Genomic DNA, 22,084 nt, shown 5'->3' with positions numbered 1-22,084 from the left:
CGTGTCATGGCAATTTCAACGTAGAGGGTGGTCAGTGAAAAGACTAGATCATGCGCGTGCGGGATGATAGGGGACCTTGGTCCAATGGTCGTCCTCTTTAAGAGCATTCAGTCGCAAATCGGTTCTGGTGCAAATGAGACTGCAGCCAGTTTAAGCTCGCGGTTTAACGAGTGGACGGCGAGGCATGAGCAAGTGGCAAAGCCGATTTCCGGCATCGAACTGATGCATCGCATTCGCAAAGGTCAATTCGACCTCAGCAAACTGCAACGAGCCGCAATTCCTCTCTACCTTTTATTTACACCACAGCCTATAGAACCCGATGCCTTTTTATAAAACGCGATCCGACGGGTTTTCGCTTCCCCAATCGTATCGATGGCGTGCCGGGCTCTTATTCGTTGAGAGCACCCTGTTCTCTCGCTCAGCGATTCGCGGAGGTCAACTTTTCCTCCATTTAACGTCGATATCGCGGAATCCGTTCTCGCTGTCTGATTAAATCGACTTCGCCGGCCGGTACCCCCCAACAGCGCAACCCGGACAAGGGTTTACGGCCTATGCAACTGACCGAAGTGTTTGAGCCTTAACAGATCGGCAATGACCATATAAACCAATTAATTAAGAGCAGTTTTCACGCGGATTTTCGAGGCAATAACGCCCGTGATAATAAAAACAAAGTACGGAAGGCTCACGAGAAACGAAGCAGGCGGCCACGACGCGTATATACGGCTGGCACTGGACGCCGGTATCCAAATCGTACCGAATGTACCGCTGCCCTCCAACGCCCAATTCGTGTTCGAAATCCGCAACGCGGTTCGTCTCATTGGCCCACGTCCACCTTGGTCTCCTCACGTTTGTCATTCGCATTTTCTACACATCGCCGAACATCCGCATCCTCGTCGTTTCCCGCTACCCTTTGACTCGCCAGCTTGAGATATGCGGCTGCTATGCGGCGAAGGTCATCTTCGGATGAGTCCTCTATCCCAATGAGCTGATTGCTCGCCTCTCTATGCGAAGCGAGCAACTCGTTGAGCTTCAGATGGACCGCGACGCTATCCTTATTCTGACTTTGCTGGATGAGGAAGACCATGAGGAAGGTGACGATGGTCGTGCCAGTATTGATGACAAGCTGCCACGCGTCAGAATAATGAAAAAGCGGTCCCGTAACCACCCATAAAGCTACGGTTGCGACCGCAAGACCAAAGGCGATTGGTGAGCCTGCCCATCGCGTCACGGTACTCGCGAAACCGTCGAACAGACGCGTGATTGGGTGACTGGATGCGTACGCCGGGCTGGATGTATCCGGTACGCTGCCGAGCTCATCTGAACCGCTCGCGTGTCGTGTATCGCGCATGACCTTCTCCTCAATCACATCGATCCAGAAGCGCAACTCTTGTGCCAGACTGTTGCTCAGGGTACGTTGCTACATCTCACGCGACGCCGTATTTCTTTGGGTTCTGTTCAACGGGCGAAAACATACGCTGCACGACGATTGCAAACCGTGACCGAGCCGCAAACGTACCAGGACTTCTGGTTGTCGATAAAGCGTCAACTCACGGCAAAGATATGCAGACTGCGCGGGAGCGCGGACTGGATGCTCGGCGGCGCAGTCCACACTTCTTCAGCCTTGCACATTTGAGGGCCGCCTCAAACCTGCGCACTCTTTACGAGCAGTCGAAGACCGCCATCGCCTGACCGTCAATTGCTGCCTGACCCCGGCGTCGGTGCCGACGCCGCCATGGCGGGGTTCGACTTTTTGTGCATCTTCTTGTGCGAAGTGGTACCGGAGGGTGCCATGGTATTCGCCCCTGACGCACCTGACACTGTATCGGTCGAGCCACCTGCGTTCGGCTTGCTCATGCCCGTACCGCCTTGTCCACCGGCGGCTCCTCCGCCCCCAGCGCCTTGCGCGTACGCAGTTCCTGAAATAGCCATAAGCAACGCCGAAATCAAAATTCCTCTTGTCGAAACTCGCATGGTGGTCTCCTCAAGCGCAAAGCGGTCGTTAGCACCGGAAGGTGTGAGCCCGCCAATCAAAATGCGCAATTCGCATGCCGCGCAAGCAAACAACGTATTGCACGAACACCACCCATTAACGACGGCCCTTCCGGAAACGCTTTGGCGATTAGCAACGCCACATCCACACCCAGGCTTCGATGAACTTGTCGCGGTCCGCGTGCGGGAGGCGCCACCCCTGGATTCTCAGCAACAAGCGCAAGAACTGACAGAAGACTTCCACGACAGGTGCGTACTGGCTCCAGATTATTCGCTGAAGAGCCGCACCAATTCGTCAGCATCAACGGGCTTGGTAAGGTGATGGTCGAATCCGGCTTCGGCCGAGCGGATGCGATCCGAAGGCAGGCCGTATCCGGTGACTGCGATGAGCGTCGTGTCCCGGCGCGCATCAGACTCGCGCAGTCGCCTTGCGACTTCGTAGCCGTCCATGTCGGGCAGTCCGACGTCGAGTAGGACAATCTCCGGCGAGAAGGTTGCCACGGCCGCAAGTCCCGAGGCGCCGTCCATACGCGTCTCGACCTCGTGGCCCCGCATGACCAGAAGCATCGCCAACGCTTCGGCGGCATCGGCGTTGTCGTCGACGATGAGAATTCGCCGTCGACGGTCGGCGCTCGGCGACGCCGGATTTTCGACATTGACGTCTGAGGGTTTCGGTGCTGCATCGAGCGGCAGGTCAACAATGAACTCGCTGCCCGTCACGCCGTCGCTGATCGCCCTGACCGACCCGCCATGCAACTCAACCAGACGCTTCACCACCGATAGTCCCACGCCCAGACCATTGTTGCGCTGGTTGCCGGATGGTGGCCCCTGAACGAACATTTCGAACAGGCTCCTGAGCATCGCGGGCGGAATACCTCGCCCATTGTCCTTGATGCTCAGTAAAAGTCGATGCGCCGTCGTCGTCGCGCCCAGTTGGATCGATCCGCCAGGGGCGGTAAACTTCGCCGCGTTGATGACGATGTTCTCGATGACCTGCGACAGGCGGGTTGCATCCACGTATAAAAACACAGGTTCCGGCGGCAAAGAAACAGACAGGCTGTGCCTGCGCTCGTCGACAATTGGCTGGCAAACCTCAATCGCGCTTTGCACCACCATTTTCAGCGAGACTGTCTGCCGGTTGAGTTCGATATTGCCGCTCGTGATCCGCGTGAGATCGAGCATGTCATTGACCAGATGCATCAGTGCTTTTCCCTGACGCTCGATGACTCCCGTGGCCCAGGTCTTCCCCGCATCGTCGCTGGCTGCAGATCTCAGCAGAGTCGTCGCCGATACGAGCGCCGCGAGCGGGTTGCGCAACTCGTGTCCAAGCACGGCGAGAAATTCGTTCTTGCGGTGGTCGGCCAGCGCCAGTTGTTCCGCCCGTTCGCGCAGATAGGCATTGCTCATGCTGCGCTCGGTCAGGTCGCGCTCGGTGGAAGCCACGCCCGTGACGTTGCCCGAGTCATCCCGCAGGATCGACATCGTCAGCCAGATATCGATCACGCGCCCATCTTTGGCGACCCGTTGCGTTTCGTACGAGTGTGACGCTTCGCTAAGCAGCGCATGTTGAATGAAATCGAGGTGATCCTGTCTCGATCCGTGCGGAAGCAGATCGGATACGGACATCCGCAACGCTTCCGTTTCGCTGTATCCGTATATCGTGGTGGCGGCCCTGTTCCAGGCGAGAAAATGGCCCGTGCGGTCGAATACCGTGACGGCATCGTTCGAATCCTGAACGACTGCAGCAAGTCGCCGGGCGCGCTCGTCAATGCGCTTGATGTGACTGACGTCCGTCCACGTGATGACGGCGCCCGCGGGTGGCTTGCCGCGCATGGCCGCGTACGGGGTAATCCGCCGGACGTACCACTGCCCCGTCGCTGTTTCGATTTCCCGCTCGGCCTGTTCGCTCACACCAGAAAGCACCTGTTCCACGTCGAGCATCAACGCATCGCATAGCGGCGCGCCGAGCACCTCCGCAATGGCGCGCCCGGTGTCGGCAGACGCGAGCCCAAACATCCTGCCCGCACTAGGCGTAAACCGCTTGATCAGGCCCTGCTGATCAAGCAGTAACGTAGCGATTTCCGTACTTGAGAGTAGATTTGTGACGTCCTCGGTGAGCACTTCCAGCTGGTCGACTTTCTGCTCGAGCTGCGAGTTCACCTGGTTCATCTGCTCGTTGACCGCCTGTAACTCTTCTTTCGATGTCTCAAGTTCCTCGTTCGACGAACGCAATTCCTCGTTCATTGAAAGAATCTCTTCGTTCGACACCCTCAGCCCGCTGTTGCTTTCCTCCAGTTCCTCGATGGTACTGCCCAACGCTGCCTGCGTCGTGCGGAGTTCGCTTTCAAGATGCCACAGGTCAGAATCGGCGCCCATCGGAGCGGGTACGACGGGCCGGTCGAGCACCGGCACCCGCGCAAAGATCACGAGCAGCGCCCTGCCTGAGTGCGCCGTATCGAAAGGCCGTGTCACGGTGATTTTGATCGGCGCCGCGGCTCCGTTTGTCACGATTTCGCTGACGGGCGTAGCCGAGCCGTTCTCGCCCGCACGACGCAGTGCGATGCGCAGCTTCAACCGCAGGTTTTCGCGCGCCATGTCGAGAATGTTGCCGGTCGGTTCGCCGGCTGGCTGCCCCAGATACTCATCGGCAGAACCACTAACGTAGAGCACCTGGTGAGCCGGATTGATGAGTACGGACGCAGCGTGATGTTCGGCCAGCAGGGTCGCATTGACCAGTTCCGCGTACCCCTTGTTTCTGGAGCCCACGCGGCTAGCGGGCTGAAAGTCCTCGTGCCGTATTGCGCGGGCCGAAAATCGGTAGCCCGAGATCCCCGGTGCCGCAACGGGACTGCGCTGATAGATGCGCCAGGCCTTCGATACTTCCTGGAACTGGATCGAATCGGGATCAGTGCTCTCCGAGCGCCCGAGGAACAGATACCGCTTCGGGTTCAGCGAGAAATGAAACAACTCAAATACGCGCTGCTGGGCCTCTGGCTCGAGGTAGATGAGCAGATTGCGGCAACTGATCAGATCGACGCGCGAGAAAGGCGGGTCGGCGATCAGGTTCTGCGGCGTGAAAAGGATCGCCTCGCGCAGTTCCTGCCGCACCTGGTAGCCGTCGTCATGCACATGGAAGAAACGCTCGAGGCGGCGTTCGCCAAGCGGCAGTGCGACACCTGGTGCGTAGATGCCCGCGCGCGCCCGCGCCAGTGCAGCGCGATTCACATCGGAAGCGAGGATCTTGAACTTTCGCGACGCGTTCCGTTTCTCGATCTCCTCGGTTAGCAGCATCGCCATCGAATACGCTTCTTCGCCTGTCGCACAGCCCGGCACCCAGACCCGTAGCGGCTGGTCGCCTTCCGGCTCGGCAAGGAGCCCGGCGAGGACGCGCTCGGAGAGCACCTGCCATGCTTCGGGATCACGGAAAAACTCCGTCACGCCGATCATCATGTCCAGACTGAGCGCTTCCGCCTCATCAACGTCATTTCTCAGCATGTCGCAATAGGCGTCGAAACTGCTCACGCGTTTCACGGTCATGCGACGCGCGATGCGCCGCTCCAGCGTGCCCCGCTTGTAGCCCCGGAATTCGGAGCCGGCCGCAGCCAGCGCTCTAAGCACGGGTTCGAGATCGGGTGAATGCCCGTCGGCATCGGCCGCTGGCAGTGGCACGCTTTTCGATCGCTCGATGTACTCGTTCAGCGCCGCAGCCATTTTCTCGACGGGCAGCACATAGTCGACCAATCCCGTGGCAATGGCCTGCCTCGGCATCGTGCTGTGCTCTGCGGTCCCTGGGTCCTGCGCCATCACCATGCCGCCCTCTGCCTTGATCGCGCGCAGGCCGGCGGAGCCGTCCGCGTTCGCCCCGGTAAGCACTATGCCAATTGCCCGTTCGTGCTGGTCGGCGGCCAGTGACGTAAACAGGCGGTCAATCGGCATCGGGATTTCTGGCCGACTGACGGCGGGCGCCAGTCGGAATGCACCGCGTGCTACGGTAACCGACACCTTCGGCGGAATGACATAGACGTGGCCGCCGAGGATCGGCGCATTGTCCTCGATGGCCGACACGGCAAGCGAGGTAGATTGCGCAAGCAGTTCGGCCAGATGGCTGTCGGAGTCCGGCGGAAGGTGGACGACGACGACAAAAGCCGTGTTGCTCCACGCCCCGAATGCGGTCGCGAAGAATTGCCCGAGCGCATGCAATGACCCGGCTGAGGAACCAATTGCGACAATGTGCGTGGCCGCAGGCTGCGTCTGCAGGCGGGAGGAGCTAGCCGGATCGGTCATGTGAAATTGGGGGCAACTGCTACTCAGTCAATGTAAAGGATCATCGTTCAAGCCAAATCCCGTCTGGTTGCGACTTTTAACATCACTATCCGTCCTGTTGTGGGCCCAATTATCTCGCGAATCGGCAGCGAGCATCCGTCTGAATGGAAACCTGACATCAGGCGCAAAAAACCGCGACCACCGCACGTGCGCAAGGCGGCTGTGTTCAAGACATATCAGCGCATTGCCCGTTCCCGGCCTCGGCATCCGGCGCCGCCCCTTTAACCTTCTCCGCAGGGCGCCGCCGGCTACCTACGTTGCCGTGACTGATATTGCCGGAAGGAATCTGAGTTATCGCGCGACACAACCGTTCCATATTGCCTCGGTGGAGCAACTCTCGAGGTGGAGGGTGTTGGCGCAGGAAATGGCGACAGTCCGGGTTCGGAAACTAGCTCACACGACGGCAGCGAGCTGTCAGGAGTGTCTCGATGGCTTCTGCGTACCTGCCGATCATGGGCATCACAGGCTGAACTCCTCAGGCAACGGTATCCGCAGCGAAGTGCAGATCTACGTTACCGACGCGATTGATTCAATGTCTGGAGCGTATAGGCAACCGTCGATGAAAGTGTGTGCCCGCCGCTCCGCATATGAAAATGCTTCTTCACGTGACAAGAAATCAAGCTGTTGCGGGAGGCTGGTGACTGCCGTTGCGGGCAAGCCTGACGAAAGAATAGACCAGGAGACGGAGTACCGAAGCTCCTTGCCATTGAGTGAAACAACGTTGTTCGCCATGACCCGGACGTCAATTGTGAATCCGCGATACGGCGCACAGGACTGGGTTTGCATAACTGCTCCTTTTCCAGGTGATCGCCGATATGCGAGAGATATAGAACGAAAGCGCATCCCGCATTCCTGCCGGTTCAATTCATAGACACGGCCAGTTCGCGGCGCATTGTTGCGCGCGCGTCGAACGTCTGCCAACAACCGCCAGATAGGCCTTCGAACCCGATTTTCGCGAAAGAGGAGCGTGATGTGATGTTTGTAGCGCAACGGCTGCTCCCGGGGGCGCAGTGGGGAAAAAAAGAGGCCTGACATGCCGCATCACCCGGTTGCGTTGTACGACCCATTCAGCCCGACTTCAGCACGGTACGCATTGCCAGCGCCACATCAGCCCGCATCCAGAGCGTACCGTCGGCAATGTTCGAGGTAGCCGACCTCGTGGCTGCCCACGAGGTCGACAACGCTTTTCCACAGCCACGTGGGTGCTTCGATTGATTTTGATTTTGTACGTCGCAACTCGGAGATCCAGCGCTTGCGATCAGCGTGGCTCATTTGTCGTGCGTGCGCATGGCCCACCACGAGGGCCAGGTAACGCGCGACCTCCATGGCTTCTTTCGGTCCGATCTGCTCGATCTCCAGCTTCAGATCTTGTGGCAATAGCTCGCGCAGCACGACCGGTCTATCCTGGAGAGTCGCCGAACGCATGCGTTCGCCGAGATGAGGCGACAGGTGGCGGGCGCCCTCAACGACTCGCTCCGCGTTGTCTCTGGGCATCACCGCGTCCGCGTAATGCGGAGCAGCTGCCTGCACACCTTTCTTGATATCTATCAGGCACAGGTCGTCACCCTCTATCGCACCACCATCCACATCGAGAAGAACCGCGTAGCGGAGTCGTCCGAGCGAACTGCAACCCTTGACCCAGTATGCGGCATCGAGCACCGTCACATCGCCCGTGTCTGGACGCCCGCGCAAACCCGTAGCGAGTTCTGCCAGAGTATGTATCTGAAAAAGCGATTCGATTTCGGCTCGCTCTTTCTGGCTGATTGGCCAGAAACGATTGCCGAAAGGTATCGTGGGCTGGATATCGTCCAGTCTCTCGCGCGCAAGATGCTTCCACGTGCGTCGCACGGCCTCACGCATCACTACACGCACCACCTCTGGTCTCTCGCCAGGCTCCTGCGAGGCCGTCTCTTTCGAGAACGGTTGCAAATACCCCTCGAAGAGCGCCTCAATCATGTTGATGGTGGTAATGCCAGGAAGTGCCGACCCTCGCGCGGCGGTCGCCAAAGACAATCCGAGGCGAACGAGATCATGCACGGGGTTACCGATGACGGTTTGATCGAGGTCGCGAATCTGAACTTCGATTTTCCCCTGAGAATTCGCTATCGGGCCAAGATTGCCTGTGTGGCAGTCACCACAGATCCAGATGGCAGGACCTTCAGGCAATCCCCGAATTTCCGCTTCCTTCAACCAGTCATAGAATTTGATCGTGTTGCCGCGCACGTAGGCGTGCGTAGAGCTGGCCATCTTCACATTGCGTCTGGCCGTCAATACGTCCTGCCGGCGCGCATGGCGTGGGACTTTCGGTTTCAGAGGCTTGCGCATGGCTTTACCACGATTCCGGAAAGTAGGGACATTCGCGCTCGCCGCGCATGTCGGGACAGGAGCGATGAACTTTCATGATTGCCGGAAAAAGTGCGTCACGATTCAAAGCCCACCCGCTATCGAAAACAAGGCCGCGCTCAGCCAGACAACAACCTGATACGCCAGCATCCAATTCTTCATTCCGCCTCCCTAACCGACTACATCTGTCGCGCATCAATGAAATGGGCGCCAACCCCTACTTTCAGGCTTCCGTACGTCGCAAATCGTCTACGGGATACTGCGCCCGGCAATCTGAGCCCAGATGGCTGCCGTGAGACGCTCGAAAGGTGCGGGCTTGCGAAAAAAAAGCGTCCAGCAACGTAGGACGCAGACGGGTTCGGGACCTGCGGACAGCATCACGATGGGCAGATCACGATGCGCAGGTTGCGCGCGCACCTGACGACAGAATTCAGCACCGTTCATGCCGGGCATTTCATAGTCTGTTACGACGAGCTCAATCGGTTCGCTCATCAGCATTTCCATCGCCCGCGATGCGTCGCCAGCAATGCTTACGTGATGACCGTCACTTTCGAGCGCCAGTTGCAGCGACGCCAGGTTTTCTGCATCATCGTCGACCAGAAGAAGGTTTGCCACGATTTCGGTCTGCATGTTATTTACCCCGGCCTCGCGGTCATGGACGACGTGGTCCGGACTTTATGGCTGCTACGACAACGCAGTCGATCTCGGTGCGCGCTGCCTCAGGTGTCTCACGCCAAGCGACTGCGAGTTCTTGCAATACGTTTATCAAACCGCAATCGTTATGCCGCATCGCGGCGGCAGAAAGGCGTCGTTAGCGAGCAGGCCCGACCGAAATACGTTGAGAAGTGAAAACGACGCCGGCCATTCGATCAGGCTGAAACCTCCCGGTCCCCCCCTGTATTGAGATTGACCGAATCGAAGAAGCGAAGCATTTCGCGAGATGCATCTGGTCCATTGCAGTCGGTGTAGCTTCCGGCACTATCGCCGCCGGACCACGCATGGTCTAGACCATGAATAATCCATTGTTCTCCTACGACCCCGCCCTCGTCGTCGTATGAAAGACTGCGCGTATGGCCATAGATCCCGTCCTCTGTCGCAACCGTCGAAATTTGACGGGACGCGCTTTGTGTTGAGACTGCGAAGGTGCAGTTCATGCGTATCAGATCGTCACAATTGCGGGGATGCACGACATTATCCTGATCTCCATGGAAGGCGATCAGAGGTCTATAGGCGCGTTGCTCCGATTCCTTCCGCAACAATTCAAACTGAAAATCGGTTGACCCGTGATTCATGACAGACATGGCGGAAAATGCGTCATTCGCAATCCCGTAGGGTAACCCCGAGTGGATCCCGGCGGCTGCGTAAAGATCGGGATAAGTGACGGCAAGATTGACTGCCATTGCGCCGCCGGCCGACATGCCGGCCACGTAAATGCGGGTGGAATCCGCGTTATACGTGGACATCACCTCGCGAGTGAGCTCGGCAATGAGCGCCGCTTCGCCCGACTCGCGAATCTGATCGCCTGGCCGAAACCAGTTCCAGCATCTCGCGGCATTGGCGCTTTGCGGTTGCTCCGGGTAGACAACGATGTATCGCGCCGCTTCGGCGAGACCGTTCATCCTCGTCCCAGCGGCGAAATCGTCAGGATCCTGGTTGGCGCCGTGAAGCATGACGATCATCGGGAGAGGTTCGCATCCGTACGATGTCGGAATATAAACTTTGTAGTTTCGCGATCCCATCTTTCCCCGAAACGTCTTCTGCAGCCATATGGACTCGGCCGGCACCCTCGTCAGCGATGCCATTGCCGCTGAATCTGCGCATTTCCCATCGCAGTGAGACGGCTCCGGATCGGCCGAACCGTGCGCTGGCATCATTGCGCAAAAGAATCTTGTAGTCGCGTCCACGGGGCCTCGCACAAAAAGCGCGAGTGTAAAATCCTGCGCGAATAGAAACGGGTTGGAATTATTCATGATGTTCTTGTCGGTCAGCGGTCGCGAATCGCATGCTTTCAAAATAAACCCGCCTTCAGCGGGTCTTGTTTGCTTGCATCCAGATCCTGCACGGGAAAGATCTGTCGTTTAGCGCTTGTTGCCGGATTTATTGGGCTGGGGCAGCATCGCTTCGCCCCCGGCCATGAAGTCGCCCGTCGCCTTCGCTGTTTGCGAAACGGCATCCGATGAAACGCTTTCTACTGCGTCTTTAACGGTGGTGCCTACCATGTCCTGCGCTGGCTTTGTAATAGAGTTCTCCAGCGTTTCGGCCGTTCTTGTCGACGCCGCGCTCGCCTTTTCTATCGCCTCCATGAAAATCGCGTTGACCTGCCCACCACGACTTTCGTACTGGCGTTGGACCTCGCGCGCGACTTCAGCGCCTGTCGACAGAATGATGGTGTGTAGATGGCGATTATAGGAAGCCGCTTTTCCGGGAAGCTGGGTCAGCATGCTTGATTGCCATTGCGGAAGATCGCCGACGTTTTCAGTGACATTGTCCTTCGGAAAATTGTTGCTCTCCTCAATGATTGTCCTGATTGTTTGAACGTTCAGTTCCGCGAGCTCCTGAAGTCCGTTCATGTATTTTCCAGTCAGATTGACGAATGACTGATAACTGGCTTTATTGAGTTCCGCAATCTGCTGCGGCGAATAAAAGAACATTTGATACTCCTTGTTGGGATAAAAGCATCGCTTGATAGGTGTCAGATGCGGGCGGAGCCGCATCGATGGTTACTTGCCCATTGCTTCTGCTGCCACCTTCTCTTCTGCCAGCAACGAAAGCGCCTCGTCCGTCGCCTTCTCTTCCTTCAACGTTTCAGCCAGCAGCTTCACCGCCTCTGCTTCTCCCAGCTGCTTGCCCAGTGCGATCAGCGAACCGTAGGAGGCGATTTCATAGTGCTCAACCTTTTGAGCGGCGGCGATAAGCGCCGTATCGAGGACAGGGCCTTTGTCGATCTCGTCTATTTGCTCCTGGCCTTCCTCGACAAGACCTTCCATCGCGACGCACTTGACGCGCTTGAGCTTGATTCCGCTCGTCTCGACGATCTGGTCGATCCGTTGAACCTGCCCCAGCGTCTCTTCGAGGTGTTTCTCGAATGCGGCCCTGAGATCCGGGCTGCTCGACGCGCGTGCCATCTTGGGCAGAGACTTTGTCATCTGTTTTTCGGCGCTATAGATATCCGATAGCGAGTGGATAAACAGATCCTTGAGGGTCTTCGTAGACATGACTGTTCCTTGATTTGAATTTCGGACCTGCACTCAGGATGAGTGCAGTTTGGTGCTTGTGATCCCAGCATGAATCTGGAGACGAGACAAAACCGCTTAATCGGCAATCGTCAGCGGAACGTCGTCCACGGGCATGCCGGATTCAATCTGTTTCGTATGCGGATCGCAGGTCATACGATCAATCGTCTTTTTTATTTCATCAGCCAGCGCGTAGTGGACCATGTGCCCTGTTCCCGGCACTACCGTCAGATCGCTATGTTGCAGATTCCGATGCAGTCGGACCGACTGCGCTTCAGGGTCGACAACCTTGTCACCTTCGCCGGCGAAGATACTCACTGGCATTTTTAGCGTGGCGTAGTGAGCGCAAAGACGTGCTGCGGACGGGATCATGAAAGCGGCATCCTCTGCCGCTGCCCGGATCTGCACGGGACGTAACAACATTTCACGGGGCACGACATCGAAAAACCTGTCGGGCATCGGCGCAGGCGCGAACATCGCCTGCACGCTGCGCCGTAGCATGACGCGACCGGTCAGCGGCGAAACCGTGTAACGCAACGCGTCACCTAGCAATGGAAGCGCTGCTGGTGCCGCCAGCGCGACATCCATGCGGGCCGAAGGATAGTAATAGCCCGAAATCAGCACGAGGCCCCTGACATCCGCTGGAAATCCCGTCGCAAGGCCGAGTGCGACCAGCGTGCCCCACGAATGTCCGACCACGACCGGTCGCGTCACATGGAGCTGCATGAGCGCCTGCTGTATGACGGCCGCCTGGGCTTGCGCGGTCCAGAGGCGATCCCGCGGACGCTCGCTGTGTCCGAATCCCGGGCGGTCGAATGCGATCACCCGGTGATGTTCGGCTAAACGGTCAACCAAACCGCAGCCGATGAAATCCTGTAACTGGACGGTGTTCCCGTGCAGCAGCACGACCGCTGGGCCGTTCCCTTTGTCGACTAGGTGGAGCCGAGTACCGTCCACTTCGATAAAACGGCCTACAGGCGGATTATCGCGTTCGGCTTTCCGTGCCCGATGCGAAACCCACAGCGCGGTGGCTGCACCGGCGACAGCCGTTGCTGCGACCGCTCCGACTGTGCCGCGAGATAAACCGGCTTTACTGAAAGAAGTGGGCATGACGTCTCGTGTAGAAGCTACAGGTAAGAAAGATCAGCATTCCCGAAAAGCGGCGCTTGATGAGATTGGCGCGACCGCATCTTTGCGTGGCCGCGCACTGCTTTACTTCTTCCCCTGAGGCGCAGCCTCGTCGGGTGGAACATCGCCTGGTGACGGCTCACCGGGAGTGTCTTCCTCGGGGACGTCTTCATCCGGATCGATGCCGGGCAGGTCACCATCTTCCTCATCTTCGATCCGCGTCGCTCCGCCCGTCGCCGGTGCATCGCTTGCAGGGAAGGTGTCTTCGATGGTCTGGTCAATGGCGTCGTCGGGCTTTTCGTCCGGCGCGCGTTGCTCAACAGGTGTGTGCGTCATGGTTCACTCCTCGAAAGTTAGTGGCTCTCAGGTAAGCGCAATCGCTGTACCGCAAGAGCGACAACTTCCTTTTCATCCGGGAAGTGCCCGCAACTGCGTCAAGTTCAAATCCGACGCGTGATCTCCTGCCCTTCACGCGCGTGCTTGAAGGCACGATGTTCGCGCCGCGTAACGAATTCCGGTCCCAATGACCGCCCACACGCCGGGCACGACGGCGTATTTTCCGAAAAGAGAGAATCGAGGCCGTCGTAGAACCCGTTGTGCGACAGATCGCGCAGCGTCGCGAGATACCAGTGCGAACGGGAATCGTCGTACCGGCTTTCGACGATCGAGCCGCAGTGTCCCCACGGACAAGTCACGTGAGTAATTACGCGCAACGCCATGATGCCCTCCCTCACTCAGCGGGGCTCTGGCCCGCTCCTCGTGGCCTCAACGAACGGCGCGGCCTGAAAGCGTTCCACCCGTCGGGTCGCGGCGCAGCGGAACGTTGTCGGTCGAAACACCAGCCGCCTCCTCGAACGGCGGTTGATGCCTGAAGCCCGCGTGGCCCGAAACGATCGCTATGATCGCGCCGACGATCAGTGCCGCGAATGAGAACCACGAAGCGCGCGCTACATTGCGGGCTGCCGTATCGGCTGTCTGACGCGCGTCGGCTTGTGCTTGCGGACCCGACGCCTCGGCGGTAGCGGAGGCGATTGCGCCCTGGACCCGCTGGGTCAACGCGCCCGCCATCGTATTACCCGTTCCCGATCGATCCATCGTTGCACCGACCGTTGCGCCCGTAGACGCCACGGTTCCGGCCGCGCTGACGGCGGTGCCGAACAGAGACGTTGCTCCATAGATGACGAGCAGAATCATCACGGCCCACGCGAGCAGACCGTGAAGCCAGCCAAGGACGGGCGCGCAACGTCCTGCGAAATACGAGCCGGTAAAAACCGCGATGGCAGTCATTACGATCAGGTACGCGCCAGAACTGAAGCCATATCCCTCCAGCGGGTTGTAGCGCGAAAGCGGCGCAAACGCTGACATGCCGATTGCCGTGCCAAGCACGGTCAGAACGAGATACACGATCAGCGAGAGAATGACACCTGTGATCACGGATCCCCACGACACGCGGGGTAGTCCGGTTTGGGTGATGAGCAGTTTCATGGATGTGCCTTGGCAGTTGAGAAAACCCGAAATAGCGAACACAAGGATGGACTGTGTTCAGCAGTAACAGCGCATTGGGCGTTCCCGGCTGCGAACCGCTTCGCCTGTTTTCTTCGGCCGCCTTCGCCGTTCTCATTCTTGCGAACGCGGCTTGCTCGCTGGCCGCGCGAACATGCGCCGCAATCTCATCAAGAGCTTGCATTCCTGTGCCGCTATCAAAGGAGTCGCGACCATACTCATCGCGGCACTCGCCATGGTGATGACGGGATACCGCGTGGAAACGGGCACGTCTGCGCTGAGAGGCAGGTTGGTCGAAATGAGTCTTTGGGCGAAATACGCGATTGCCGGCAAGGTCTGCCAGTCACAGCGCACCGTTCAGCACGCGCCCGGTACAGCAGCTTCTTAGCTGCTCATGGGGTCTTCAGCCAGCTGATGGTACGTGGGTGAAGGATTTTGGAGGCTTGGTTTATATCGGTGTTGTCTGCGGCGCATCGAGGGATTCGCGCGAGCAACTGCGATCACTGCTCATGGTGTCAGGCTGCTGCGTCGGCATGCTTGCGGACGGCCAATGCGCCCTCGTTATTTCCACGCGCGTGAAGCTTTCCCGCTAGCGCCAGAAGAAAGCGCTTCAGGTCAACGCTACCGTGCTGGCGGACAAAGCCAAGCACCAGTTCATCAATGCAAGAACTGCGGGATGCCGCGTGCAACATACTGGCGATATGCGATGCGCCCACGGCAAGCTCGAGTTCGAATGCCATGTCGATAGGCATTTTTGCGGCGCTCTCCCGCTTTACTGTGCTTTTCATTTGCTTTTTCCTTTTCCCCGCGGACTTCATCCGGCGATTCTCTGCCAGTGACAAGCATAAAGAGCCTTGCCGCCTGTAGCGTCCGACTCCTCTGCAATCGGCGTCGCTCCAGAAAGGGAGACGGCGGGTGCGGAGATGCGGACGACTGCAAAGACACGCGCCGGCGGTCAAAGGCCAATTGTTGCGATGCAGCAAAATTCATTGTAGGCGCATCGATCGGGAAGTCAATCGTGCCCTTGTTGTTATTTGAAGGATCAGGAAGGGATAGGCTGGCGTCGGCGCCGCACCCTCCAGGTCAGCGACCCGTAGATGATCCTGAAGGGCGCACGGGTGGCCGGGGGATCGATCTTTACCTATATCGAAGATACGATGGAAATGCAGCGTCGCGCTGCTGAACTGATCTGCGGCATTGAAGAAGGGTGGCTTAGCGCGCTGAAGACGACACACCGTACCCTTACCACGTCGTTTATCCCCGCAACCGCTACCTCAGCCGACGCGTGAGGATTTTCATAGACTGGCTCGTCGGGACGTTCGACGAACTGGGCTAACCAGGTACTGAGGGAATTGCTTCAGCTGTTACGTTCGAAAGTCAGCCAGAGCACCCAGATGCCCGGTCAAAAGCCTGAACTACCCTACTCCTCTAAAACGACCGGGAAGGCAGGAGGAGACGTTCGCGTCTAGCTAACGACCGTCTCTTGACCTAAGGTTTCTAAAGCACCCTACTCCACCGACCTCAAGCAATACCGCCACGCAAGGCACATTTACATCGGCGGCGCTACGCCGTCCTTTTCGACCACGACGAATTGCGCGCCGTAGCTCCCGCCGTTGGCCGGGGCCGCCACCACGAACACTTTCTTTCCCGCGATCAGATCAGCACGCGTGGCGGGCGCGAGCGTCACGACAGGCACGTTGGCCGGCACCGTGATCGAGTTGCTTCCGCCCTTGTACGAGAGCTTCAGGTCGCGTCCGCTCGTGCTCTCGACAACCGTGTCCACATTCGCATTCGTCATCGAACTGTTGGCGCCGAGATCCCATGCATAGTGACCTTCGCCCGTGCCGCGCGCAGCCTCGGGGAAGACCAGCACTTCCTTCGCAGTCAGCTTGCCGTCGGGACCGGGTGTGGCCGCCGCGCCGACGTAGGAACCCGGTTTGATATCGGCGAGCTGGATCGGCTTCACGGCGCTAACCTTTGACGCGTCGCTCATGGCGATCGTCACGGTTTCGCCACTGCGGCGATGCACCGTCAACGTATTGCCGGAGAACGACACGATGTCGCCGCGGATACGCTCGGGCTTCGTGGCCGAAGATTGAGCGAACGATGCGCTGGCAAGCGTGAGCGCGACGAAGGAAGCAGCGAGCTTGAAACGAATGTGCATAAGAACTCCGTTGGTGTGATGTGATTGAAAATATCTGCGGCGTGCGGGTCAGGATCCGCCGAACCAGTTGTAGCCCTGGTTTTCCCAGTAGCCACCGGGAAATTCGTTCGTCACGGTGATAGCGACGATATGTTTCGGGTTCTTGTAGCCGAGCTTGGTCGGGATGCGAAGCTTAATCGGGAAGCCATATCTCGCGGGCAGAACGTTGCCGTCATAGGTCAGCGTCAGCAGCGTCTGCGGATGCAGCGCCGTTGGCATGTCGATGCTCGTCCAGTAGTTGTCGGCGCAATGCAGCGCAACGTATTTCGCCGTCGTATCCGCACCGGCCAGCAACAGAAAATCCGAGAAACGCACGCCGCCCCACTTGCCGATCGCGCTCCAGCCTTCGATACAGATATGCCGCGTCACCTGGCTGCGTTGCGGCAGTGCGCTCAGCTCGCCGAGCGTCCACACGCGCCGGCCTTTGACGAGACCCGTGAGCTCTAGCCGATAAGTCTGTTCATCGATCTCCGGCACCTGATCGATGTCATAGAAAGCGTTGAACGGAAATGGGCACGTGATCATCGAGTCCGGATACGTCGGCGCGAGCTTGCGTCGATCGAAGAGTAGCGCCTGGGCGTCGTCGTTAAACGAGGACATCGTGCGTAGCAGGTTGTTCACCGACCTGTCGTTCGTCAGATCGCAACCGGACAATAGCGCGAGGCCGCCCAGCGTCAGGATTCGCTTGCCAAAGAGGCGCCGCGAAGACGAACGCAATTCCTTCTGCGCGTCCTTGATGATGGATGCGGCGTCGAGCGTCCGCACGTCTTTACCTGAGTTCATGATTTAGCGGCCCCGGACCATGGTAAGCAGCGATCGCGGCACGAACGCGACCATGGCGACATGGATCGCGAAGAAACCAACGAGCACGCTCATCGCAACAAAATGGACGATGCGTGCGTTATCGAAGCCACCCATCAGCGTCCGCAGAACCGGGAACTGCACCGGCTTCCAGATCGTCAGGCCGGACACGATCACCAGCGCAATGTCGACGATGACGACAAGGTACGCCAGCTTCTGTACAGCGTTGTACGCGCTGAGATCGCTGTGGCTGAGCTTCCCGCGCAGGGCAGCAACAAGGTCGGTCGCAATCGCGCGAAGGGTGATGGGAAAAATGGTTCTGCGCAGTCGCCCGGTGAAGACGCCCAACGCCAGGTACGCAACGAAGTTGGCGACCAATATCCACATGACCGCGAAGTGCCAGAGCAACGCGCCGCCCAGCCAGCCGCCGAGCGTGATAGCCGCCGGGAAACGTATCGCCCCGAAAATGGGAGACGCTTCATACACCTGCCAGCCGCTCATGCACATGAGGATCACTGCTGCTGCGTTGATCCAGTGAAAAGCGCGGACCCATACGGGATGAATCGTGGCGTGACTCAAGAACACCTCATTGCCTGCGGTATGGAAAGCACGTTGCGGGATACTCTGCAAGAGCGCGGATAAAGCGCGCATCGTGCGTGCGCCATGGTTCAACGCGCCGAAGCTGGCGTTACGTTTCCGCAGCGGCGACGGGTTGATCTGACGACAAGGATCGCAGGTGTACGGCAGCGAGGGCATCGGTCAAATGACCGATGTACGCAGAGGCGATGTCCGTCCGCGTGATGAAATGCGTCTATGCAACGTAAAAGCCGGCGCTGGTATCTAGCGTCATGTGCCGGCTTAGGGGGATCGGCAGCGATCCGCTTGCAGCGATTCCTGCCCGGCTCGCGACCCTGCATATAGAAACTGCCTCAGGTCGTCGCTGCCCTTGTCGGGCATGATTCGTAGGCGTTCTCCCGTTGAGCGTGATGATCGACGCCCGATCCGCGTTTAAGCGAGCACGATATCGCGCTCCCCTCCGGACTGGATGTTGATGTACACCACGTCGTCACACGTCTCATTCCTGACGTGGTGGATGACGCCGGGTTCGACCGTGTGATGGTCATCGACGTGCCTTTTGTCGACCAACGCGCCTGTTTTCGTTTCAACAGTGAGCACGCCTTTGACTACGACAAAGCGGTCTCTCACGTTTGTATGGTGATGCCATTGCGTTTCACCGCCGGGAAGTACCGTGGTCTGGGAGACGGAGTAGTCTTCCTTGATCAGCAGCGTCTCATATCGTACCTTGCTGTTCGCGAGGGGAATGTCCTTGTCATTCAATTTAGCCTCCTGTGAGATGAGGTCTCACTGTAACGTCCAGGTTGATATCGAGGGTAGCGACGAATTTGTGTACGATGGTATGAGTTAAATCGACGTCTCGACCTCATGCGCCGACTTCCCCCGCTCAATGCGCTTCGAGCCTTTGACGCAGCCGCCCGCCAACTAAGCATTTCCGCGGCCGCGCAGGAACTGCACGTGACCCATAGTGCGGTGAGCCATCAGGTGCGCCAGTTGGAGCAATGGCTAGGAAAAGCGCTATTTGTGCGCCATGCGGGGGGCGTGCGGTTAACCGCTGAAGGACAAAGTCTGAAGCAGGCTGTCGATCATACGTTCTCGACGCTGGTGGCGCGGTGCGCGGAGATCGCAGAGCAAGAGCCGATCTCCGAAATCGTGCTCGGCGCGCCCGGCAGTTTTTTGTCGAACTGGCTTATCCCGCGGCTCGACCGGTTCGAGGCGAACTATCCGGGTATTCGCGTTCGCTTGCAGACGAGTACGGCGATGGACGATCTGCGACGACAGGCAGTGGACTGTCTGATCGTCAGCGATCGGAACTGGCCAGCGGATGTCGAGGTGGTGAGCCTTTTCGACGAAACCGCCGGCCCTGTCTGCGCACCGTCGTGGCCTCATCGCATTGCAATGCCGACGGATCTGCACAGTCAACCTTTGCTGCACACCAGTTCACGCCCGCACGCCTGGATGGAATGGGCGTCACGGAACGGCGTTGAACCAGCCATGTTCGCTGAAGGCCGTCGATTCGACCACTTGTCGTTGCTTCTCGAAGCGGCTGCGGCCGGACTTGGTGTCGCTATCGCCCCTGCGTTGCTCGTCGAGCGCGAACTGTCGCAAGGGAAACTGATCGCGCCGCTAGGCTTCGGACCGAACGACGCCGTCTTCGCCTTGTGCGCGATGCGCGGTCGGTCGGACAAAGCATTCTGCGACCTTCGTGAGTGGCTTGTGAAGGAGAGCGCTGCGTGACCCGGCCACAGCAAGATCCGACGTGCGCCGCTTCAACAACGGCAGCTAGCGCTGCGCACCGATGACCGCACGCGCGTGGCGGCATAGGCCGAATTCGAGCCAGTCCATTTGCATCGACCGCCGCATCAAACCCTTCCCGTTCAGGCGCCGCGACCGCGTGCATGAAGTAGCACCGTCCCGATCCCGCTACATGCAATCACGAGCATGCCAAGCGTCATCCATAGATCCGGTATCTGACCAAAGAAGACCCAGCTAAAGAGCGTGGCGAACGCCAGTTGCGCATAGCCGAAAGGTGTGAGCACTGCGAGGGGCGCACGTCTAAGCGCCTGCAGCATCAACGAGTGCCCCGCAGTTGCGAGCGACGCCATCACAAGAACAAGCAGCCAGCTACCAAAGCGCACGCTTTTTATCTCGGGGAACAGGGTCGCCTGAGCAGTCCACAAGAGTGCGGAAAGCATGAGTGTCGCCACCAATCCAGTCAGAAAATTGGTGATCATCGGGTCACCCGTCTTCGACAACTTGCTGGACACGACCTGAAAGCACGCGAAGGTCGTTGCGGCGGCGATCGGAAAGCACACCGCCCACGAAAACTGGCCGCCGCCGGGCCGCACAACCATCAGCATGCCGATGAAGCCGAGAATGACCATTGCCCATTTGCTTCTCGCCACATTCTCACCGAGGAGCGTTGCGGCCAGTACCGTGGTGATCAGCGGAGCCATCATTGCCAGCGAAGTGGTGACGGGAAGCGGCAGATAGCGCAGCCCCGCAAAGGTCGAGGCGGAGTTGAGGAGCAGCAGAATGGCACGCAGCAATTGCAATCGGAATGGCCGCGCGCCGTGGAGGTCACCGACTCCGCGCCGTATCACCCAGACCGCAAGCACGACCGTCTGGAACACATACCGGACCCAGAGCAGCGCAAGCAGCGGCACGGAAGAACCGATGACCTTGACCATGGAGTCACTTCCCGCAAAGGTTGCCGTTGTGAGGACCATGATGAAGATTCCCGCTTCTACGCTTGAGCCAGCGAAAAAGCGGTTGATATATTGCGGGTACTGCACGCGTCTCCCTTATCGGCATATGGCCGAGATCGCTAGTATCGATTTGACAGGAAGCGCTTCTCGCTTAGGTCGCCCGAGCCAAAGCATCGACTGCGACCGAACATGCACGCCTGAGTCGACGACATTGCCAGACTTCAATCAAAATTGAAAGCGCGCCCCGTCAATCGGGCATTGCTTTTTCGGGAACGCATATCATGGCCTGCTTCCTGGAAACAGTTAAACAGCGGACCTTGAAACAAGGCAACACTTTATGAACAGTTCTGCCCAACGCAGTAAGGACCCTCATCATGCTGCTCGACCTTGACCATTTCACCCCTGTCCTCTCCTTGACAGGCGGGCTTGTGATCGGTGCCGCGGTTGCCGTGCTGGTATTGTTTAACGGGCGAGTCGCCGGCATCAGCGGCATCTTCGGTGGCCTGCTGGGATGGCCGCGCGATGACGTCAACTGGCGTCTCGCATTTCTGGCGGGGCTCGTGGGAGCGCCTGTCATCGCCGGACTGCTGGGCAAGCCTGCACAGGCAGAGATCGAGGCTAGCTGGGGCGTGATCCTTGCGGCCGGGTTTCTTGTCGGCATGGGTACCCGCTATGCCAGCGGCTGCACCAGCGGGCACGGCGTATGTGGTCTCTCCAGAGGGTCTGTGCGCTCGCTCGTCGCCACCGCAACCTTCATGGTCGCGGGATTTCTGACTGTCTTTGTCCAACGTCACCTGATCGGAGGCTGATATGTCAGCCCTCAAGGCAACGCTCATCGCACCGTTTACGGCATTGCTCGCCGGCCTTCTTTTCGGGGTCGGCCTGATGGTGTCAGGCATGGCAAACCCGGCGAAGGTGCTGGGTTTCCTCGATCTGGCCGGCCAGTGGGACCCATCACTGGCTTTTGTGATGGTTGGCGCCGTTGCGGTCGGCTCACTTGCATTTTTCGTAGCCAGACGCCGTGACAGGTCATTCCTTGAATTGCCGATGCAACTTCCCATCGGCACGGCCATTACGCCGAGACTGGTTCTTGGTAGCGCTGCTTTCGGTATCGGCTGGGGTTTGGCCGGTTTCTGCCCGGGGCCCGCGCTCGTTGCGCTTGGCGCTGGCTACCCCAAGGCTGTCGGCTTCGTGGCGGCAATGGTCGCCGGCATGGCCGTCTTCAGGCTGGATGAGCGGAAGCAAGCCACGGCACGCGAGGTTCCGGGCCCGTGACA

General features: G+C 58.7%; 23 protein-coding genes. 6 read left to right on the top strand and 17 right to left on the bottom strand.

Annotated elements, in window-relative coordinates:
* Window positions 1-84 precede the first annotated feature (84 nt).
* Window positions 85-333 carry a hypothetical protein gene (locus C2L65_RS32705; RefSeq protein WP_156132267.1) on the top strand — a complete coding sequence of 83 codons (249 nt, stop codon included), beginning with the start codon at window positions 85-87 and terminating at the stop codon, window positions 331-333.
* Between the two features lie 481 nt (window positions 334-814).
* Here C2L65_RS32705 and C2L65_RS32700 read toward each other — a convergent pair whose 3' ends face one another.
* The 11 genes from C2L65_RS32700 to C2L65_RS32640 all read right to left on the bottom strand — a co-directional run bounded on the left by C2L65_RS32700 (window position 815) and on the right by C2L65_RS32640 (window position 14,501).
* Window positions 815-1,348 (bottom strand): low affinity iron permease family protein, encoded by a 534-nt coding sequence (locus tag C2L65_RS32700; RefSeq protein ID WP_042306108.1) that lies wholly within the window; start codon window positions 1,346-1,348, stop codon window positions 815-817.
* Between the two features lie 908 nt (window positions 1,349-2,256).
* The gene (locus tag C2L65_RS32690) at window positions 2,257-6,273 is read right to left on the bottom strand and encodes a chemotaxis protein CheB (protein ID WP_042306035.1); all 4,017 of its coding nucleotides are present in this window, start codon (window positions 6,271-6,273) and stop codon (window positions 2,257-2,259) included.
* Between the two features lie 1,146 nt (window positions 6,274-7,419).
* The gene (locus tag C2L65_RS32680) at window positions 7,420-8,637 is read right to left on the bottom strand and encodes a DUF2252 domain-containing protein (RefSeq protein ID WP_042306036.1); all 1,218 of its coding nucleotides are present in this window, start codon (window positions 8,635-8,637) and stop codon (window positions 7,420-7,422) included.
* Window positions 8,638-8,904: 267 nt separating this feature from the next.
* A complete protein-coding gene (locus tag C2L65_RS32675) occupies window positions 8,905-9,285 on the bottom strand; it encodes a response regulator (RefSeq protein ID WP_052426848.1) in 381 nt (126 codons plus the stop codon).
* Between the two features lie 239 nt (window positions 9,286-9,524).
* Complete coding sequence (locus C2L65_RS32670; protein ID WP_233446700.1) at window positions 9,525-10,625, bottom strand: extracellular catalytic domain type 1 short-chain-length polyhydroxyalkanoate depolymerase; 1,101 nt, start codon at window positions 10,623-10,625, stop codon at window positions 9,525-9,527.
* A gap of 108 nt (window positions 10,626-10,733) precedes the next feature.
* Window positions 10,734-11,306 carry a TIGR01841 family phasin gene (gene phaP / locus C2L65_RS32665; protein WP_042306037.1) on the bottom strand — a complete coding sequence of 191 codons (573 nt, stop codon included), beginning with the start codon at window positions 11,304-11,306 and terminating at the stop codon, window positions 10,734-10,736.
* Between the two features lie 69 nt (window positions 11,307-11,375).
* Window positions 11,376-11,870 carry a YciE/YciF ferroxidase family protein gene (locus C2L65_RS32660; protein ID WP_042306038.1) on the bottom strand — a complete coding sequence of 165 codons (495 nt, stop codon included), beginning with the start codon at window positions 11,868-11,870 and terminating at the stop codon, window positions 11,376-11,378.
* Between the two features lie 96 nt (window positions 11,871-11,966).
* The gene (locus C2L65_RS32655) at window positions 11,967-12,998 is read right to left on the bottom strand and encodes an alpha/beta fold hydrolase (RefSeq protein ID WP_042306039.1); all 1,032 of its coding nucleotides are present in this window, start codon (window positions 12,996-12,998) and stop codon (window positions 11,967-11,969) included.
* Between the two features lie 102 nt (window positions 12,999-13,100).
* Entirely contained in the window at window positions 13,101-13,352 is a 252-nt protein-coding gene (locus C2L65_RS32650; protein ID WP_042306040.1) for a hypothetical protein, read from the bottom strand.
* Between the two features lie 104 nt (window positions 13,353-13,456).
* Complete coding sequence (locus C2L65_RS32645; protein ID WP_156132268.1) at window positions 13,457-13,735, bottom strand: hypothetical protein; 279 nt, start codon at window positions 13,733-13,735, stop codon at window positions 13,457-13,459.
* A 46-nt stretch (window positions 13,736-13,781) separates the two neighbouring features.
* A complete protein-coding gene (locus C2L65_RS32640; protein ID WP_042306042.1) occupies window positions 13,782-14,501 on the bottom strand; it encodes a YrzE family protein in 720 nt (239 codons plus the stop codon).
* 172 nt (window positions 14,502-14,673) lie between these two features.
* On the opposite strand from C2L65_RS32640, the gene C2L65_RS32635 reads away from it, so the two are divergent.
* Entirely contained in the window at window positions 14,674-14,907 is a 234-nt protein-coding gene (locus C2L65_RS32635) for a hypothetical protein (protein WP_156132269.1), read from the top strand.
* A gap of 127 nt (window positions 14,908-15,034) precedes the next feature.
* On the opposite strand, the gene C2L65_RS32630 is transcribed toward C2L65_RS32635, so the two are convergent.
* Window positions 15,035-15,361, bottom strand: a complete 327-nt coding sequence (locus tag C2L65_RS32630; RefSeq protein WP_233446699.1) for a hypothetical protein — start codon at window positions 15,359-15,361, stop codon at window positions 15,035-15,037.
* Between the two features lie 255 nt (window positions 15,362-15,616).
* On the opposite strand from C2L65_RS32630, the gene C2L65_RS45735 reads away from it, so the two are divergent.
* Complete coding sequence (locus C2L65_RS45735; RefSeq protein WP_042306044.1) at window positions 15,617-15,808, top strand: hypothetical protein; 192 nt, start codon at window positions 15,617-15,619, stop codon at window positions 15,806-15,808.
* Window positions 15,809-16,068: 260 nt separating this feature from the next.
* On the opposite strand, the gene C2L65_RS32620 is transcribed toward C2L65_RS45735, so the two are convergent.
* The 4 genes from C2L65_RS32620 to C2L65_RS32605 form a co-directional block, all read right to left on the bottom strand.
* Window positions 16,069-16,683 carry a hypothetical protein gene (locus C2L65_RS32620; protein WP_042306045.1) on the bottom strand — a complete coding sequence of 205 codons (615 nt, stop codon included), beginning with the start codon at window positions 16,681-16,683 and terminating at the stop codon, window positions 16,069-16,071.
* Between the two features lie 48 nt (window positions 16,684-16,731).
* On the bottom strand, window positions 16,732-17,505 hold the full coding sequence (locus tag C2L65_RS32615) for a molybdopterin-dependent oxidoreductase (protein ID WP_042306046.1): 774 nt from the start codon (window positions 17,503-17,505) through the stop codon (window positions 16,732-16,734).
* Between the two features lie 3 nt (window positions 17,506-17,508).
* The gene (locus C2L65_RS32610; RefSeq protein WP_042306112.1) at window positions 17,509-18,102 is read right to left on the bottom strand and encodes a cytochrome b/b6 domain-containing protein; all 594 of its coding nucleotides are present in this window, start codon (window positions 18,100-18,102) and stop codon (window positions 17,509-17,511) included.
* A 429-nt stretch (window positions 18,103-18,531) separates the two neighbouring features.
* Entirely contained in the window at window positions 18,532-18,861 is a 330-nt protein-coding gene (locus C2L65_RS32605; RefSeq protein ID WP_042306047.1) for a cupin domain-containing protein, read from the bottom strand.
* 105 nt (window positions 18,862-18,966) lie between these two features.
* On the opposite strand from C2L65_RS32605, the gene C2L65_RS32600 reads away from it, so the two are divergent.
* On the top strand, window positions 18,967-19,836 hold the full coding sequence (locus C2L65_RS32600; protein WP_042306048.1) for a LysR substrate-binding domain-containing protein: 870 nt from the start codon (window positions 18,967-18,969) through the stop codon (window positions 19,834-19,836).
* A 140-nt stretch (window positions 19,837-19,976) separates the two neighbouring features.
* Here C2L65_RS32600 and C2L65_RS32595 read toward each other — a convergent pair whose 3' ends face one another.
* A complete protein-coding gene (locus C2L65_RS32595) occupies window positions 19,977-20,894 on the bottom strand; it encodes a DMT family transporter (protein ID WP_052426849.1) in 918 nt (305 codons plus the stop codon).
* Window positions 20,895-21,181: 287 nt separating this feature from the next.
* On the opposite strand from C2L65_RS32595, the gene C2L65_RS32590 reads away from it, so the two are divergent.
* Together C2L65_RS32590 and C2L65_RS32585 are read left to right on the top strand one after the other, a co-directional pair.
* The gene (locus C2L65_RS32590) at window positions 21,182-21,616 is read left to right on the top strand and encodes a YeeE/YedE family protein (protein ID WP_042306050.1); all 435 of its coding nucleotides are present in this window, start codon (window positions 21,182-21,184) and stop codon (window positions 21,614-21,616) included.
* Window position 21,617: 1 nt separating this feature from the next.
* Window positions 21,618-22,082: a YeeE/YedE family protein gene (locus C2L65_RS32585; protein ID WP_042306051.1), complete on the top strand. Its 465-nt coding sequence runs from the start codon at window positions 21,618-21,620 to the stop codon at window positions 22,080-22,082.
* Window positions 22,083-22,084 lie beyond the last annotated feature (2 nt).

The organism is Paraburkholderia terrae, from assembly GCF_002902925.1.
GTDB classification, from domain to species: domain Bacteria; phylum Pseudomonadota; class Gammaproteobacteria; order Burkholderiales; family Burkholderiaceae; genus Paraburkholderia; species Paraburkholderia terrae.
Note: the sequence above shows the minus strand (reverse complement) of the source record. Positions and strands in the feature narration are given on the sequence as shown.